17 protein-coding genes are annotated in these 15228 nt (G+C 68.0%); 5 read left to right on the top strand and 12 right to left on the bottom strand.

What is annotated here, in order from left to right; translation table 11 throughout:
* Positions 1–3 precede the first annotated feature (3 nt).
* Both ABD116_RS32905 and ABD116_RS32900 read right to left on the bottom strand, forming a co-directional pair.
* Positions 4–1245, bottom strand: a complete 1242-nt coding sequence (locus ABD116_RS32905) for an MFS transporter (RefSeq protein WP_343979381.1) — start codon at positions 1243–1245, stop codon at positions 4–6.
* Positions 1242–2462, bottom strand: a complete 1221-nt coding sequence (locus tag ABD116_RS32900; protein ID WP_343979378.1) for an aminotransferase class V-fold PLP-dependent enzyme — start codon at positions 2460–2462, stop codon at positions 1242–1244. The genes ABD116_RS32905 and ABD116_RS32900 overlap by 4 nt, the downstream gene beginning before the upstream one ends.
* On the opposite strand from ABD116_RS32900, the gene ABD116_RS32895 reads away from it, so the two are divergent.
* Positions 2461–3849 carry an aminotransferase-like domain-containing protein gene (locus ABD116_RS32895; RefSeq protein WP_343979376.1) on the top strand — a complete coding sequence of 463 codons (1389 nt, stop codon included), beginning with the start codon at positions 2461–2463 and terminating at the stop codon, positions 3847–3849. The genes ABD116_RS32900 and ABD116_RS32895 overlap by 2 nt on opposite strands.
* On the opposite strand, the gene ABD116_RS32890 is transcribed toward ABD116_RS32895, so the two are convergent.
* On the bottom strand, positions 3817–4371 hold the full coding sequence (locus ABD116_RS32890; RefSeq protein WP_343979373.1) for a MarR family winged helix-turn-helix transcriptional regulator: 555 nt from the start codon (positions 4369–4371) through the stop codon (positions 3817–3819). The genes ABD116_RS32895 and ABD116_RS32890 overlap by 33 nt on opposite strands.
* 54 nt (positions 4372–4425) lie before the next feature.
* On the opposite strand from ABD116_RS32890, the gene ABD116_RS32885 reads away from it, so the two are divergent.
* The 3 genes from ABD116_RS32885 to ABD116_RS32875 all read left to right on the top strand — a co-directional run bounded on the left by ABD116_RS32885 (position 4426) and on the right by ABD116_RS32875 (position 6857).
* Positions 4426–5148 carry an SDR family NAD(P)-dependent oxidoreductase gene (locus ABD116_RS32885; RefSeq protein ID WP_343979371.1) on the top strand — a complete coding sequence of 241 codons (723 nt, stop codon included), beginning with the start codon at positions 4426–4428 and terminating at the stop codon, positions 5146–5148.
* A gap of 71 nt (positions 5149–5219) precedes the next feature.
* Positions 5220–6269 (top strand): LacI family DNA-binding transcriptional regulator, encoded by a 1050-nt coding sequence (locus ABD116_RS32880; RefSeq protein ID WP_343979368.1) that lies wholly within the window; start codon positions 5220–5222, stop codon positions 6267–6269.
* Positions 6270–6545: 276 nt separating this feature from the next.
* Positions 6546–6857 carry a hypothetical protein gene (locus ABD116_RS32875; protein ID WP_343979364.1) on the top strand — a complete coding sequence of 104 codons (312 nt, stop codon included), beginning with the start codon at positions 6546–6548 and terminating at the stop codon, positions 6855–6857.
* Between the two features lie 124 nt (positions 6858–6981).
* On the opposite strand, the gene ABD116_RS32870 is transcribed toward ABD116_RS32875, so the two are convergent.
* Together ABD116_RS32870 and ABD116_RS32865 are read right to left on the bottom strand one after the other, a co-directional pair.
* Entirely contained in the window at positions 6982–7332 is a 351-nt protein-coding gene (locus ABD116_RS32870; protein ID WP_343979361.1) for a YciI family protein, read from the bottom strand.
* Positions 7329–8021: an NAD(P)-dependent oxidoreductase gene (locus tag ABD116_RS32865; RefSeq protein WP_343979358.1), complete on the bottom strand. Its 693-nt coding sequence runs from the start codon at positions 8019–8021 to the stop codon at positions 7329–7331. The genes ABD116_RS32870 and ABD116_RS32865 overlap by 4 nt, the downstream gene beginning before the upstream one ends.
* A gap of 77 nt (positions 8022–8098) precedes the next feature.
* Between ABD116_RS32865 and ABD116_RS32860 the strand changes: the two genes are divergently transcribed.
* Positions 8099–8695: a TetR/AcrR family transcriptional regulator gene (locus ABD116_RS32860; RefSeq protein WP_343979356.1), complete on the top strand. Its 597-nt coding sequence runs from the start codon at positions 8099–8101 to the stop codon at positions 8693–8695.
* Positions 8696–8744: 49 nt separating this feature from the next.
* On the opposite strand, the gene ABD116_RS32855 is transcribed toward ABD116_RS32860, so the two are convergent.
* From ABD116_RS32855 to ABD116_RS32825, 7 genes are read right to left on the bottom strand one after another with little or no spacing between them, the layout of a single operon-like run.
* Complete coding sequence (locus tag ABD116_RS32855; protein WP_343979353.1) at positions 8745–9203, bottom strand: carboxymuconolactone decarboxylase family protein; 459 nt, start codon at positions 9201–9203, stop codon at positions 8745–8747.
* On the bottom strand, positions 9196–9978 hold the full coding sequence (locus ABD116_RS32850) for a sugar phosphate isomerase/epimerase family protein (RefSeq protein WP_343979350.1): 783 nt from the start codon (positions 9976–9978) through the stop codon (positions 9196–9198). The genes ABD116_RS32855 and ABD116_RS32850 overlap by 8 nt, the downstream gene beginning before the upstream one ends.
* A gap of 4 nt (positions 9979–9982) precedes the next feature.
* Complete coding sequence (locus tag ABD116_RS32845; protein ID WP_343979346.1) at positions 9983–10837, bottom strand: carbohydrate ABC transporter permease; 855 nt, start codon at positions 10835–10837, stop codon at positions 9983–9985.
* Positions 10827–11771 (bottom strand): carbohydrate ABC transporter permease, encoded by a 945-nt coding sequence (locus tag ABD116_RS32840; protein ID WP_343979343.1) that lies wholly within the window; start codon positions 11769–11771, stop codon positions 10827–10829. Before ABD116_RS32840 ends, ABD116_RS32845 begins: the two co-directional genes overlap by 11 nt.
* 6 nt (positions 11772–11777) lie before the next feature.
* Positions 11778–13085, bottom strand: a complete 1308-nt coding sequence (locus ABD116_RS32835; RefSeq protein ID WP_343979340.1) for an extracellular solute-binding protein — start codon at positions 13083–13085, stop codon at positions 11778–11780.
* 12 nt (positions 13086–13097) lie between these two features.
* Complete coding sequence (locus tag ABD116_RS32830) at positions 13098–14240, bottom strand: mandelate racemase/muconate lactonizing enzyme family protein (RefSeq protein WP_343979338.1); 1143 nt, start codon at positions 14238–14240, stop codon at positions 13098–13100.
* Entirely contained in the window at positions 14237–15223 is a 987-nt protein-coding gene (locus tag ABD116_RS32825; protein ID WP_343979335.1) for a hydroxyacid dehydrogenase, read from the bottom strand. Before ABD116_RS32825 ends, ABD116_RS32830 begins: the two co-directional genes overlap by 4 nt.
* Positions 15224–15228: the final 5 nt, after the last annotated feature.

Below are 15228 nucleotides of genomic sequence, written 5' to 3'. Positions count from 1 at the left end.
CCCTCACTGCGCGGGCAACCGACGCAACCGGATGACCGGTGACAGCAACAGCGCCGGTACCACCGCAGCCGACCCGATCGCGGCAGCGATCAACGCACCCCGAGCACCGATCGCTGCCGCGAGCAACCCAGCAGTCAGCCCGCCGAGTGCCCCGCCACCGAACAAGAGGGTGCGGAAGACAGCCGTCATCCGGCCCATCATCGCCTGCGGGGTCGTGCTCTGCCGGAGGCTGACGATGATGACCCCGGCGACGCCGAGACCGAGATAGCTGACGAAGAACGACAGCACGAACAGGGCCACCTGTGGACCGGGCGTGATCACGATCAGGCCCGGCCCGAGCAGCAACAACGACTGGGCGACCAGATAGACGCGCCCGACCGGGAAGCGGGCGACGATCCGCCGAGCGAGGCTCGCGCCGATCAGTCCACCGGCCGAGGCGGTCGCGAAGATCAGGCCGAGGGTGGTGGATCCGAGTCCCAGGTCGTTCGTCGCGTAGAGCAGGAACATCGTCCAGACGGTGATCATCGAGAAGTTGCAGCACAAGCCGGCGACGGCGAGCGCACGCAGGACCGGCGTACCGAGGACCCAGCGCAATCCGTCGCGGAGTTCGACGCTCAGCCGCCGGCGGGCCGCTGGATCCGGGCGCGGTTCGGGACGGCGGATGAGGAGCAGCGAGACGATGGAGAGTGCGTAGGAGACGGCGTCGACGATCAGGGCGACCGGTGCGGTGAGCCACCCGATCAAGAGGCCGGCGAGTCCCGGACCGGCGACGTCCGACGCGGATGAGCTGATCGCCAGCTTGGAGCTTGCGTCGACGTACTGGCGCGGATCTTCCACCAAGGCTGGGACGTAGGCCATCCAGCTCACGTCGTACAGCACGGACGCGACGCCGATCGCGCACGCCATCGCCAGCAGGGACGGCAGGGTGAGCAGGTCGAGCCAGTGCAGGATCGGGATCAGTGCCAGCAGGACCATCCGGATCAGGTTCGCGCCGAGCATCACGCGCCGGCGCCGGGCGCGATCGACCCAGACGCCGAAGACCAGCGCGAAGCCGAGGTACGGCGCCAACTGGAGGAAGCGGAGTACGCCGACCTGGCTGTCGGTCGCGCCGAAGGCGTGGATTGCCGTCAGCGGGAGGGCCAGCGTGGTGACCTGCGTGCCGAGCAACGAGATGCTCTCGCCGAACCAGAACCGGACGAAGTCCCCGTTGCGCCACAACGTCGGCGGTTCGGCAAGCGTCGTCATCGGCCCGCTCGGAGGTCGGCGACGGCAGCCACCACGCGGGCGACCTCGTCCTCGGTGTTGTAGTAGTGCGGCGACAACCGCAGACACCAGTCGACGTCCTTGTCGCCGAAGTCGAACTGGGCGAGCCGCCGGTAGCTCAGCGCCGAGTTGATGCCCCGGGCATCCATCGCCGCCTTGAACTCCACGGCTTCCCATCCCTCGACCTCGATGGTGACCAAGGCCCCCAGCTGTTCGCCCTGATCAAGCGCCCGTACGCCGGAAAGCTCATCCAACCCATCCCGCAACAACCCGGCCAGGTAAGGCGTCCGTCGTGAGATCAGCTCCAGGCCAACGCCACGGGCGTACCGAACGGCGGCCGCACAACCGAGGACGGTGGCGTAGGGAAACTCCCATTCCTCGAACCGGGACGCGGTCTCACTCGGCCGGTACTCGCCGGCCGCACTCCAGTCGGCTCCGTGCATGTCGATGAACAACGGCTCGTAGCCGGCGCGCAGGACCCGGTCCGAGACGAAGAGGAAACCCGACCCACGCGGACCCCGCAGGAACTTGCGGCAGGTCCCGGTGAGCAGGTCGCAGCCGATCTCCTCGACATCGATCGGGTACTGACCGACCGACTGGCAGGCGTCGACGAGGTAGAGCAGGTCGAGCTCGCGACAGTGTCGCCCGATCTCGGCGACCGGCTGGACCAGCCCTGAGTTGGTCGGGATGTGGGTGGCCGCGACCAACCGGGGCCGGTGTTCCTTCATCAAGCGCGCCATCGCCTCCACGTCGACGCCGCCGGTGGGCAGGTCTGGTGCGTGCATGATCTCGACGCCGAAGCGCCGGCGCAGGGACAGGAACGCGATCTGGTTGGAGACGAAGTCGTTGCGGGTGGTCAGGATGATGTCGCCCGGCCCGAACGGGATCGCCGACAGCGCCGTCGCATAGGCGTGGGTCGCGCTGCCGGAGAACGCGATGTTGTCCGGGCCGGCGCCGATCAGGGCAGCCAGCCCGGTGTAGAACTCGCGGACCTGGACGGACCGGACGGCGGACGCCTCGTAGCCGCCGATCTGCGCCTCGAGGTCGAGGTGGTCGTGCATCGCCTGGAGGACGGGCCGGGGGAGCAGTCCGCAGCCGGCGTTGTTGAAGTGGATCACGTTCCCGGCGCCGGGGGTGTCCGCTCGCAGGGCGGGTAGTGATTCCCAGTTCGGGTCAGTAGCGCTACTCTGTGCCTTCATGAACGACAGTAGCACTTCCGAAGAGCTCGTTGGAGTGCTCCGGACGGTGGTCCAGCAGTTGGCGCCGGGGGACAAGTTGCCGAGCAGCCGCGAGCTGATCGAGCGCCATCACGTCGGCCCGGGGACGGTGTCCCGGGCCATCGCCCAGCTCGCGGCCGAAGGCGTCGTCGTCACCCGCCCCGGCAGCGGAACGTACGTCGCGCCCAGGCCGCAGCAGCCCGAGGTCGCCATCGACACCGGCTGGCAGACCGTCACGCTCGCCGACCGCAGCGTCGACGCCCGAGCGCTTGGCGACTCGTCAGGCCCGATCCCGGACAGCGCGATCCGCCTCGACGGCGGCTACCTGCATCCATCTCTCCAGCCCACCCGCGCGCTGAGTGCCGCCCTGGCTCGAGCGGCCCGCCGCCCGGACGCGTGGGATCGCGCGCCCGCCAACGGGCTGACCCCACTGCGCACGGTCTTCGCCCGGATGGCCGGCGCCGGGGTGACCGCGGACGACGTACTGATCACTGCCGGCGGTCAGAGCGCGCTCTCCATCGCATTCCGCGCGATCGCCGGGCCGGGCAGCCCTGTCCTGGTCGAGTCGCCGAGCTATCCAGGCGCGCTGGCAGCCGCGCGCGCGGCCGGTCTCAGCCCGATGCCGGTACCGATCGACCAGCACGGCCTCCGCCCCGACCTGCTCGAAGAGGCGTTCGCACGGTCGGGCGCCCGGCTGCTGTACTGCCAGCCGACGTACCAGAACCCAACCGGCACAGTGCTCGCCGCAGACCGCCGGCGACGCGTCGTGGAGGTAGCCCGCGCTGCGGGCGCATTCATCCTGGAAGACGACTTCGCCCGGCTGCTGGGTCATGGCGCGTCAACACCGAAGCCGCTGCTGGCCGACGACCGTGACGGCACGGTCGTCTACCTCACCTCCCTGACCAAGCCCGCCGCACCGAGTCTCCGCATCGGCGCGCTGGTTGCCCGCGGCCCTGTCCTCGAACGCCTACGGGCGATCCGCCAGGTCGACGACTTCTTCGTCCCCCGACCTCTGCAGGAGGCAGCCCTCGAACTTGTCGGCTCGCCCGGCTGGGATCGCCATCTGCGCGGCCTGGCCATCGCGCTCCGATTGCGGTCCCGCGCCCTCGTCACGGCGCTCGCCGAGGCACAACCAGAGTGGTCGGTAGTCAGCCCGCCGACTGGCGGGCTCCATCTGTGGGTACGGCTGCCATCGGACCTCGACGAGACGGCCGCCGCGGCAGAGGCCCAGCGGCTCGGGGTCGTGGTCAGCGGCGGTCGCCGTTACTTCGCCACCGAGAAGGCGGGCTCGTGGCTGCGTTTCAACTTCGCCGCGGCCGCGGATGCGGCCGAGCTGTCAACGGCCGCCCGCCGTCTTGCCCGGATCTGACTTCACTCGGCCAGTCACGTCGTCGAGCAGCGACTGGAGTTTGCCGGCCAAGAGGTCTCGTTCGGCTGCGGTGAGGGATGAGATCAGCTCGGACTCGCGGGTGAGAACCTGCTCGACGGTCTGCTCGACGAGGGCGTGACCGGCGGCGGTGAGGGAGACGACGACGGCTCGGGAGCCGTCGGTCGCCGTGCGGCGCTCAACGAGTCCTGAGCGCTCGGCCCGGCCGACGCGCTGGGAGATCGCGCCGGCCGTCACGAGGGTGCGCTCGGTGAGTTGGCGGGTGGTGAGCTCGTACGGCGTACCGGCGCGGCGCAGCACGCTGAGCAGGTCGAGGGTGGCTCCGTCGACCCCGAGGTCGGCGAGCAGCCGGCGCCGGTCGTCGGCGAAGAGCTTGGCCAGCCGCCACAGGGGAGTGACGATGCCGATCGAATCGGTCGGGGTGCCCGGCCGCTCGCGCTGCCAGGCCGCGGCGATGGCGGCCGGCGGGTAAGGGCTCGGCGTATCGAGAGGGTAGGCGTCCACGCACCCATGCTACGTTTAGGTCTAAACATTTAGACCTAAACGATGGAGCGTGGCGTGGCCAGGACGATCGTGGTGACCGGCGGCGGGACCGGAATCGGCAAGGCGGCGGCGGAGCGGTTCCGCGCGGACGGCGATCAGGTGGTGATCACGGGGCGGCGGGCCGGCGTACTGGAGAAGGCCGCGGCGGAGCTCGGCGCGCAGGCGTTCGTCTGCGACGGAACCGATCCGGAGCAGGTACGCCGGCTGGTCCTCGAGCTGCCGGGGGAGGTGGATGTGCTCGTCAACAATGCCGGCGGCAACACCGACTTCGGTGCGCCCGGCGACGAGCAGGATCTCGCGGTCCTGAAGAGCAACTGGATCGCCAACTTCGACGCCAACGTGCTGACCGCCGTCTTGATGACGACTGCGCTCACGCCCCGGCTGGCCGACGGGGGAGCGGTCGTCCACCTCGGCTCGATCGCCGGTACTCGTGGCGCGGGTTCGTACGGCGCGGCGAAGTCGGCGCTGGCAACCTGGAACCAGGACGTCGCCGCCGAGCTGGGTCCGCGCGGAATCACCTCGAACGTGGTCGCGCCGGGCTTCACCGCCGGCACCGAGTTCTTCCAGGACCGGCTCACCCCCCAGCGGCGCGAACGGTTGCTCACGGCAACGATGATGAAGCGGCAGGGTGAGGTCACCGACATCGCGGCCGTGATCCACTTCCTCGCCTCGCCGGCCGCGCGATACATCACCGGCCAGACCCTGCACAGCAACGGCGGCGCGCTCACGACGCGCTGAGCCGCGCCACCCCGGCGTACTGACAACGTAGGCATCGCACGGAATCGCGGGACGTCGGTGACAATGGGGCCATGCGTGCCACGGTCAAGGATGTCGCCAAGCTGGCCGGGGTCTCACCCAAGACGGTGTCGAACGTGATCAACGGTGTCGTGTTCGTCCGGCCGGAGACGCGCGAGCGGGTCGAGCAGGCGCTGGTCGAGCTCGACTACGTGCCCAACATGAGCGCCCGCGGATTGCGGAACGGCCGGTCCGGGATGATCGGGCTGGCACTGCCGGACCTCCTCCGGCCGTACTCCGCGGAAGTCACCCACCTGGTCGTCGAGCTGGCCCACCGGCGCGGCTGGGGTGTGCAGATCGAGGAAACGGCCGCCGAACCGAAGCGCGAGTTCGAACTGCTCTCCAAGGCACGCGCGCATCTGGTCGACGGGCTGATCCTCAACCCGGTCAACCTCGACGACAGCGCGGTGATGACGGCCGGTCCGCTGCCGGCGGTCGTCCTGATCGGTGATGTCGATCAGGACATGGTCAGCCAAGTTGCGATCGACAACGTTGCTGCCGCGCGCGACATGACCCGCCATCTGCTCGACCAGGGCTTCCGGCGGATCGCGGCCGTCGGCACCCCCGAGATCCCCAGCGGTTCCAGTGGTACCGGCCGGATCGGCGGCTCGACCGATGCTCCCGGTACGGCGGCCGCGCGCCTGCGGACCCAGGGCTATCGCGAGATCCTCGCCGAAGCCGGCATCGGGCCGGACCGTGAGCTCGAGATCGGTCTCGACCGCTGGAGCCCGGAGGGTGCTGCCGCGGTCGTCGGGCGCTACATCGACAGTCATGAATTGCCGGACGCATTCTTCTGCTTCACCGACACGATCGCGGTCGGCGCATTGTCGGCACTGTGGACGGCGGGCGTCGCCGTACCGGGTGACTGTGCGGTCGCCGGTTTCGACAACATCGGCGAAAGCCGGTACACGGTTCCACCGCTCACGACGGTCGATTTCGACCGCCGGCTGTTCGTCGAATCGGCGCTGGACCTGCTCGCCGAACGGATGTCGGACAAGGACGCAACCCCTCGGCGGGTGATGATTCCGCACCGGATCATCACCCGCGCGAGTACGGCGCGCTGACCTGCTTTCCCCTTTTTTCCAAGGCGATCGCCGTTGGAATCGTTGTCAGTGGTTTCAGTGGGCCCTGGTTCGCGAGACAACAGTTCCGGCAGGCGGGATTCGCCGCGCCATCCCTTGAAAAGACCGTCACTGTGAGCAAGGCTTCCGGGATCACTTCCGTGCCCCGTCAGGCCCGGAATTGTGGCAACTGCTGCTCCGTCATCAGCGGCAGAAACCGCAGGACTGCAGTTGTCCCGTCAACAACTGTTCCTCGGGGGAACAATGAGAGGGGGATGTGTGTCAGCGTTGAAAGAGCTCGCCGAGCAGTGCCGTGGTGTGAGGAGTCACGGTACTTCGCAACTCGGCCGGGCTGCGGTTCAACCGGCGGTCTGTACCGGCGTCCACGAGGTGAACTCGTCGATCCTGTCCGGGCAACCGCGCCGCGTGGCGGTGCTGAGGCTCAGTAACGGTCTCACCACCACCCTGCGTCTCGACGAGGGTGCTCCGGCGCCCAAGCCGGGCGCGACACTGTTCGTCCGGGGTGGCCGGGGGATGGGTGATCAACCCGCCTCAGGTGGGGTCACCCTCGCGCCGAGCCACCCCAGCTGAACGAGCTGGGCTGACAAGACCGGATGAACCCCAGCCTGCGGCTGGGGACGCCGGCCGCATCAGTGGCTCGCCGGTCTCAGGTCAACGCCGAGCTGAGACCGGCAAGTCGCTGGAACGCCGGCAGCTATTCCTTGATCGGTTCCGTCAGCGCGCGGACCTCGATCGGGGAGTAGCGGGCTTCCGGAAGCCTCGCGGCGAGTTCCGTCGCGCGCTCGAGCGTGCAGTCGAGCAGGTAGTAGCCGGCCAGCACCTCCTTGGCCTCCGTGAACGGCCCGTCGGTGACCGCCGCCATGCCGTCCGTGACCCGGACCACTCGCGCATGGTCACTGGTCAGCCCGTCGGAGGCCAGCAGTTCGCCGCTGGCCCGGGTCTCGGCCAGGATCGCGCGATGTACGTCGTACACCGCCTCGATCCCGTCCGCGTCCAGCGCGTCCCAGGTCTCGGTGTTCCCATAGATCAACAGCATGTACTTCATGAGGACATGATGGCCTCTCGCCAGATCAGCTTGGCCACGTTCGGCTTCACCGCGGTCGTGATGACGGCCATCGCGCGCCCGACGTACGCGTCGCTGTCCACCTGGGCGAGCAGACTCGCCGCGAGATCCTCACGCGCGGTGAACAGCCCGTCGGCCTGGTCTTCCTGTACTTCGTACGCCGTCACCTCACCGTTGCCGAACAACCCGCTCGGCCGCGCGATCGTCCAGTCCAGCCCGCTGTCCCGGATGATCCGCTCCATCCGGCGCATGTCCTCGTGCGTCGTCCGCGCCACCACGCGATTCACCAGCGGGTCGAGAACGTTGTTGAAGAAGAAGGCATTGCTCGGTCGCCACCCCGGTTCGAGCACCACCGAGCTGATCACGAACAGCCGCTTCACACCGGTCTCGTGCATCGCGGCCACGAGGTTCCGCGCCGCCGTCGAGTAGAGCTCCACCGGCTTCCGCGACGGCTTGCCACCGACGACCGAATAGACCGCGTCGGCCCCCGCGATCGCAGTACGAACCGACGCCGCGTCCGTCACATCAGCTCGTACGACTTCGAGCCCAGCCCTGGGTGGGACCGACTCCGGCCGTCTGACCGCGGCGACGACTTCATGACCGGCCGCCAGTGCCTGCCCGACCAGGATCCGGCCGGTCGATCCTGCTGCCCCGAAAACGACGATGCGCATGCTGCTCCCTCACTGTCGCCGGGCGATCCGGTGACGTGCTTGACAGTGCGCCTGACGGGCAGGGATATTCAACGCTGATGAATAAATCGCGTGGGCGGCCGCGGGGCAACCCGGCCACCAAGGACCGGATCAGCTCTGTTGCCTACGACCTGTTCCTCGAGCACGGCTATCGCGGCACGACGGTCCGCAAGGTCGCTGCGGCGGCCGAGGTGGATTCGGCGCTGATCAGCTATCACTTCGGTTCGAAACAAGGCCTGTTCGGCGAGGCGATGCAGTTCCGGTGCGGGAAGTCCGCCGCGATGGTGCGCGCGCTCGAAGGCGACCAGCCGGGCTTTGCCGACCGGTTGCTGGAGGCCGTACTGGAGATGTGGGCCGACGCCGAGCCGCTGGCCGAGCTGACCCGGATGGCGCCGCAGGACGCGGACGTGATGCAGGTCCTGCAGGAATTCCTCGAACGGGAGATCCACGGCCGGATTGCTGAATTTCTCCGCGGCCCCGACGCCACCGATCGCGCCACTGCCGCCGTCGCAGTGATCGGCGGCCTGATCTTCACTCGCTACCTCAACCCGCTGCGCCCGGCGGCAACCATGTCGGACGCGGACGTCCGCCGGATCATCGCCCCCGCCCTGCGGGCCGCACTGCAGCCGACCCGCAGGTCCAGGGCATCGGTGTAGTCGCCAGGCTCAAGGCCCGTGCGGTTCTCAGGCGGCGCCTGGGTGGACGTCAGCTCCAGGTGGCTCCGGCCTGCGCGCGGACGGTGGTGTTGAGCCGGTTGAACAGGTTCGTCAGCCCGATCATCAGTACGATCGCGGCCAACTGCTGCTCGTCGAAGTGGTCGGTCGCGGCGTCCCAGATCTCGTCCGTGACCGCGTCGGGCCGGTCGGCCAGCCGGGTCGCCGCCTCGGTCATCGCCAAGGCGGCGCGCTCAGCGTCGGTGAACAGGTTCGACTCCCTCCAGGCCACCACCTGATGCAACCGCTCATCGGTCTCACCGTGCTTCTTCGCACTGTCGATCCCGCCGAAGATGCAGGCCGAGCACCCGTTGATCTGGCTGGCCCGCAAGTGGACCAGCTCCATCGTCGTGGCGGGGACACCGCCCTTGTACATCGCCTTGTAGATGTTCTGGATCCCGGTCATCGCGTCCGGCAGGATCATCGCCGGGTTCTTCATCCGTTCAGTCATACTCCCCTGACGCAGCGGCCGCGGCAGATGTGACAGCGGTGCGCAGATCGATTCTGAGCCGCTCTTCCACCGGCACGGACGGGTCGGAGTACTGACCGGTGAGGCAGATCGGGCCAGTGAAGTCATGGAGGTTGGCGAAGACGGCTGACCAGTCGGCCAGGCCGTCGCCGGCTTGGCCGAACCACGTCTTCCAGCCTTCGCCGGTCCGGAGGTACTTCGCGTTCTTGAGGTTGACGATGCCGAGGCGGTGCTTGACCAGGGGGAGCGTGATGGCGGGGTCGTCGCCGGCGAGGGCGTCGTGGGCCGCGTCCCACACGACTTTGAACTCGGCGGGCAGGCCGTCCAGCAAGTGCAGGACGCCGAGGGACGAGGTGACGAAGTTGCCGTGGTGTTGCTGCACACCGACCTGTACGCCGTACTGCGTCACGAGGGCCGCCGCGTCCTCGAGTTGTTGGCGGATCCGGCGTACCGAAGCTGCATAACCGTCGGGGCCGACGGGGGCCATGATGCGGATCATGGGGACGCCCGCCTTGGCCGCTGCCGAGAACGCGCCCTCCGAGAGGTCGCTGGCGATGCTGATCGGCTCGACGCCCTCAGCCCGGAGCTGCTCGACGAAGGGTGGCAGGTCGGACTCTGCGGTGGCCGGGGTGACGAAGGCGGTGTCGCGGACGGGGATCTCGGCGCCGGTGAAGCCGAGGCCGGCGACGAGCTTGCCCAGCTCGTCGCCGGGCAGGCCGGACCAGGGTTTGGTGAAGACGGACCAGGTATAGGTCATGGTTTCAGCGGCCTCCAAGCCCGCTCATGGTGATGCCTCGGACGAACCAGCGCTGGGTGAGGAAGAAGAGCACGATCAACGGGACGGTGGTGATGGTTGCGGCCATCAACAGCAGGTTCCACTGCGTGCCGTTGGTGTCCTGGAAGACCTGCAGCCCGACGGCCGCCGTACGGGTGGAGTCGCTGTTGGAGATGACAAGCGGCCACAGGAGGTTGTTCCACTGACCGATGAACTTGAACACCGCGAGCGTCGCGATCGCCGGCACCGCCAGCGGCACGATCACCCGGGTGAACGCCTGCCACCGATTGGCGCCGTCCAGCCGGGCGGCCTCCTCGTAGTCGCGCGGGATGCCGAGGAAGAACTGCCGCAGCAGGAAGACGCCGAGCGCGGTGAACGCGTGCGGCAGGATCATCCCCGGCCAGGTGTCGATGCCGTGCAGCTTCGCGACCAGGATGAACTGCGGGATCAGCGTCACCTGCGACGGGATCATCAGCGTCGCCAGGTAGATCCCGAACAGCCAGTTCCGGCCGGGAAAGTTCAGCCGGGCGAACGCGTACGCCGCCAGCGCGGCCGTCACGGTCTCCAGCAGCGTCGTACCGGCCGCGAAGATGATCGTGTTGAGCAGGTACCGGCCGAGCGGGACCAGCTCGAAGGCCCGCTTCAGGTTCTCCGGATGCCAACTGCTCGGCCAGAACGACGGCTGCGCAGCCATCGACTCCGCATCGGACTGGAACGCGACCAGCACCATCATCACGACCGGTACCAGCGTCAGCGCGGTGACCAGGTAGCAGGCGAACACGACCAGCTTGCGAGTCGCCACCGGGTTCTTGAGCAGCGGGGTCAGGGCGTTAGTTGTCATAGTGGACGAGCCTCCGCTGCAGCACGAACTGTGCCGCGGTGATGACGACGATGAACCCGAACAGGACCAGCGACTGCGCCGCGGCGTACCCCTGGTCGTAGTTCTCGAAGCCGGTCCGGTAGATGTACATGACGAGCGTCGTGGTGCGCGATCCCGGCCCGCCGTTCGTCATGATGAGCGCCTGGTCGAAGACCTGGAACGAGCCGATGATCGAGGTCACGATCACGAAGAACAGCGCCGGCGACAGCATCGGCAGCGTGACGCTGCGGAAGCTCTGCCAGGCCGAACTGCCGTCGACCCTGGCCGCCTCGTAGAGCTGCTGCGGGATCGCCTGCAGGCCGGCCAGGAAGACGACCATGCCGAAGCCGAAGCTCTTCCAGACACTCATCGCGATCAGCGCGGGCATCGCCCAGTGGTCGCTGATCAGCCAGGCCGGCCCGTCGATGCCGAACCATCCCAGCACGGTGTTCACCAGGCCACCGTGGGGGATGTAGAGCCAGATCCAGACGAACGCGACCGCCACCGTGATCGTTGCATACGGCAACAGCAGCAGTGATCGGAAGACGGCGATCCGGCGCAGCCCCTGGTTGAGCAGCAAGGCCAGCCCGAGACTCACCAGGATCGTCAACGGAACGCTCACCAAGGTGAAGTACGCCGTGTTTCCCAGCGCCGACCAGAAGGTCGGGTCAGGGCCGAGCCGGGTGAAGTTCTTCAGGCCGGCCCAGGTCGGGCTGCTGAACAGGTTCCAGTTCAGCAACGAGATCACTCCGGCCGCGACCACCGGCCCGGCGGTGAAGATCAGGAAGCCGATCAGGCTGGGCAGGATGAACAGCCAGGCGGCCAGCGTCTCCTTGTTCCGCCAGCGTGGCGTCGGTCCGGTCGGTGAAGGTTTCGGCTTGCTGGGAAGTCTTGCCGGCAGGGTGTCGACAGCCATCCGGGATCACCCCTTCCGGGCTTCGGCTTGGCGGATGTTGTCCTGGTGCTGCTTCATCAGTACGTCGAGACGCGGCGTCAGCCCGTCGATGGCGTCCGGCACGGACACCTGGCCGAGGAACGTTCGCGGCAGGTCCTGACCGAGCAGCTGCTTGACCTGGTTCCAGTTGGTCGTCACGTCGAACGCGTGCCCGCCGGCCACCTTGCCGGCGAGGATGTCCTGCACGACTCCGAGGTTGTCGGGCGGCGGCTTGAACGCGCTGCCGGCGGACAGCCGGGCTGGGTTGTTGCGGCCGGCCTTCGCGTAGATGTCGAGGGCTCCGGTGCTGGTCAGGGTCTTGAGCAGTCGCCAGGCCAGCTCGAGATCCTTGCCCTTGACACCGGAGGGGATCGCGAAGGACGAGCCGGAGACTCTCGGCGTACTGCCGGCAGCCCCGGCCGGGAACGGGATGACGTCCCAGTCGAACTTCGCCTTGCGGACGTTGACCACCTGCCACGGTCCGTTCTGCATGAAGGCGACGTTGCCCTCCATGAAGTTGGCCAGCGAGCTCTCGGTCACCAGGTTGCTGATCGGCGGCGTCGCCTGGTCCTTGACGAACAGGTCGATCACGAACTGGATCGCCTGCATCGCCTCCGGCCTGTTCAGCGTGCTGACCGACTGGTCGTCGTTCATCACGTTGCCGCCGGCGCAGTAGATCCACGAGACCAGATCGTCGATCGCCGGCGCGCAGGTGAAGCCGTACTGGTCCGGTGGCTTCGTCAGCTCCTTCGCGAGATCGCGGAAGGTCTCCCACGTCATCGGCTCGGTCTTCGACGGCAGCTCGATCCCGGCCTTGGTCAGGATCGACTTGTTGTAGTACATGACCGTCGGCGCGACGTCGAAGCCGATCGCGTAGGTCTTGCCGTTGAAGGACGAGATCTTCCGGCTCAGCGGGTAGAAGTCGTCGGTCTTGAAGTCGGCGTCGGCGGCGATCAGGTCGTCGAGCGGCTGGTGGGCGCCGCGGGAGGCGTACGTCGGGATCAGGGTGCCGTTGAGTGCGGTGACCAGGCTCGCGGTACCGCTGACGAGTTGGAGGTCGAGCTTGGTCGGGTAGGGGCCGGACGGGGTGAGGGTCGGGATCGACTCGACCTTCAGTTGCTGCTCGACGTACTGGCTGAAGGCGTCCCAGACCTTGCGTTCGGCGGGGCTGCTGGACCACATCGACCAGGTGGCCGCGTTCTTGGGCGTTGATGAACAGGCTGTGAGTACTCCGGATGCGGCGACCGCGGCGCCCGTGTATTTCAGGAAGCTGCGGCGGGACAGCTCAGGGGACATTGCTGTACTCCTCTAGGTGAAGAGCAGGGTGATCGACTCGGCGCGGATGCGCTCCTCGTCGACCTGGACGCCCAGACCGGGCGCGGTGGGGACCGTTGCGACGGCCTTGGTGATGGTGAGCCCCTCGACGTACAGGTCCTCCAGCAGCTCGGGACCGTTCAGCTCCGCGGGCAGTGCCAGCTCGAGCTGGCTGAACAGATGCAGGGCGGCCGCGAAGCCGATGCCGCAGTCGGTCAGGCCGCTGGCGAGGATCTCGATGCCGTTGGAGAGCGCGACCTGAGCGGTCTTCAGCGCGTTCCGCAGGCCGCCTGCTTTGCAGATCTTCACGACGACCAGGTCAGCGGCGTCGAGGCGGACCGCCCGGGCCAGGTCCTGCGCGGTGAAGCTGCCCTCGTCGATCGCGATCGGCAGGTCGATCAGCTCGCGCAGCCGATGCATGGCGAGGGTGTCGGTACTCGGTACCGGTTGCTCGACGCAATGAATCGTCCGGACATGGCTGGTCCGGTCGAGGAGTTGTTTGAGCGCACTCGGCCGGTACGACTGGTTGGCATCAAGCCACAGCGGCTTGGCGCCGGCCACTTCCGCGACCGTCTCGATCGCGGCCGCGTCCGAGTCCAGGTCGCCCCCGATCTTCACCTTGTACGCCGAATAGTCCGACGACTGCTGAGCGTGCTCCCGCACGACGTCCGGAGCCCCGACGCCGATCGCCGAGCAGAGCGGAATCTCGTCATGCAGCTTCCCGCCGAGCAACGCATGCACCGGTACGCCGGCCAGCTTCCCCGCGGCATCATGCAGCGCGAGGTCGACCGCTGCCCGCGCGAACGGAAAGCCGTTCGAGACCGCAGGACTCAACCGCTTCGTCACCCGCTGGTGAAACAACTCGACGTCGAACGGCGTCAGCTCCAGCAGAATCGGCTCGAGATGACGCTTGATCACCACCGCGATCGTCTCCGCCGTCTCGTAGCTCCAACTGGGCAGCGCTCTCTGCTCACCCCAACCGACCACCCCGTCCTCGGTCGTGAGCTTCACGAAAACCACTGCCGCCGCCTGGTCCTGCGCCTTGTCGGGGGAACCGACCGCACCGCTGCCCAGCACGAACTGCCGCGCGAACGGCACCGCGACCGGGAAGACCTCGACCGACCTGATCCTGCTCATGCCGCGATCGCCCAGACCGCAGGATCCACGAAACCCGGCCCGCGAACGCCGTCCTCGAGCCACCTGATGACGTCCTCGACGACGTAGCCCGCCAAGGCGAGATGCCCTTCGACCGTGTCGCCCGCGATGTGCGGGGTCAGCAGCAGGTTCGACGCCGCGAGCACATCGGGTCCGAACTTCGGCGGCTCCGGATCGTACACATCGAGCGCTGCGAACAGCCGCCCGTCGAGGCAGTGCTCCAGCAACGCCGGCTGATCGACCGCCGGCCCCCGCGACGAGTTGACGACGATCGCGCCGTCCGGCAGTTGCTCGATCAGGTTCCGCGTCACCAGCCCACGCGTCTCCGGCACATCCGGCACATGGATGGAGACGAACCGGGACTGCAACGCCTCCTCCAGCTCGACCACCCGTACGCCGAGTTGCTGCGCGCGCTCGCTGGTCAGGTACGGGTCGTAGACGACGACGTCGCAACCGAACGGCTTGAGCAGCGTGATCAGCGCGCGGGCGGTCGAGCTGGCGCCGAGGATGCCGACCTGCTGGCCGGCGAGCTCGCCACCTCTGAGCTGCGGTTGTTTCCAGCCGCCGGCGCGGAGTGCCTGGTCGAACTGGGGGAGCCGGCGCGCCAGCGTGAGCATCGAGGCGAGGCAGTACTCGCCGACCGACCAGGCGATCCGGGTGCCGGCCGAGAAGACGGCGACGCCCTGGCCGAGGATCGCCGGGTCGACGAGCTTCTTGACCGAGCCGGCCGCGTGCGCGACCACCTTCGGTCCGTTGCCGTCCGCCCAGAGCGCCTTGTCGAGATGCGGCGTACCCCAGCTGGTCAGGAGCACGTCGCTCCCGGCGGCGAGCTCGGCGACCACCTCGGGGCTCAGGTCGGAACCGGCCCAGCTGACGTCGAACCGCTGGTTGAGCAGCTCCCGGGTCTGTGGGCTGCAGACGTCGTCGGCGCGGTCGGGCGTCATCACCACGGCAAGTGTGGACAAGCTGA

Origin of the sequence: Kribbella koreensis (genome assembly GCF_039525325.1) — a bacterium.
Taxonomy (GTDB): domain Bacteria; phylum Actinomycetota; class Actinomycetes; order Propionibacteriales; family Kribbellaceae; genus Kribbella; species Kribbella koreensis.
Note: the sequence above shows the minus strand (reverse complement) of the source record. Positions and strands in the feature narration are given on the sequence as shown.

Coding starts and splice junctions, on each gene's coding strand:
- ABD116_RS32845 (WP_343979346.1), bottom strand. CDS start 10,837: ATGACAACTAACGCCCTGACCCCGCTGCTCAAGAACCCGGTGGCGACT.
- ABD116_RS32895 (WP_343979376.1), top strand. CDS start 2,461: ATGAACGACAGTAGCACTTCCGAAGAGCTCGTTGGAGTGCTCCGGACG.
- ABD116_RS32840 (WP_343979343.1), bottom strand. CDS start 11,771: ATGGCTGTCGACACCCTGCCGGCAAGACTTCCCAGCAAGCCGAAACCT.
- ABD116_RS32905 (WP_343979381.1), bottom strand. CDS start 1,245: ATGACGACGCTTGCCGAACCGCCGACGTTGTGGCGCAACGGGGACTTC.
- ABD116_RS32870 (WP_343979361.1), bottom strand. CDS start 7,332: ATGAAGTACATGCTGTTGATCTATGGGAACACCGAGACCTGGGACGCG.
- ABD116_RS32855 (WP_343979353.1), bottom strand. CDS start 9,203: ATGACTGAACGGATGAAGAACCCGGCGATGATCCTGCCGGACGCGATG.
- ABD116_RS32865 (WP_343979358.1), bottom strand. CDS start 8,021: ATGCGCATCGTCGTTTTCGGGGCAGCAGGATCGACCGGCCGGATCCTG.
- ABD116_RS32850 (WP_343979350.1), bottom strand. CDS start 9,978: ATGACCTATACCTGGTCCGTCTTCACCAAACCCTGGTCCGGCCTGCCC.
- ABD116_RS32880 (WP_343979368.1), top strand. CDS start 5,220: ATGCGTGCCACGGTCAAGGATGTCGCCAAGCTGGCCGGGGTCTCACCC.
- ABD116_RS32900 (WP_343979378.1), bottom strand. CDS start 2,462: ATGAAGGCACAGAGTAGCGCTACTGACCCGAACTGGGAATCACTACCC.
- ABD116_RS32835 (WP_343979340.1), bottom strand. CDS start 13,085: ATGTCCCCTGAGCTGTCCCGCCGCAGCTTCCTGAAATACACGGGCGCC.
- ABD116_RS32830 (WP_343979338.1), bottom strand. CDS start 14,240: ATGAGCAGGATCAGGTCGGTCGAGGTCTTCCCGGTCGCGGTGCCGTTC.
- ABD116_RS32860 (WP_343979356.1), top strand. CDS start 8,099: ATGAATAAATCGCGTGGGCGGCCGCGGGGCAACCCGGCCACCAAGGAC.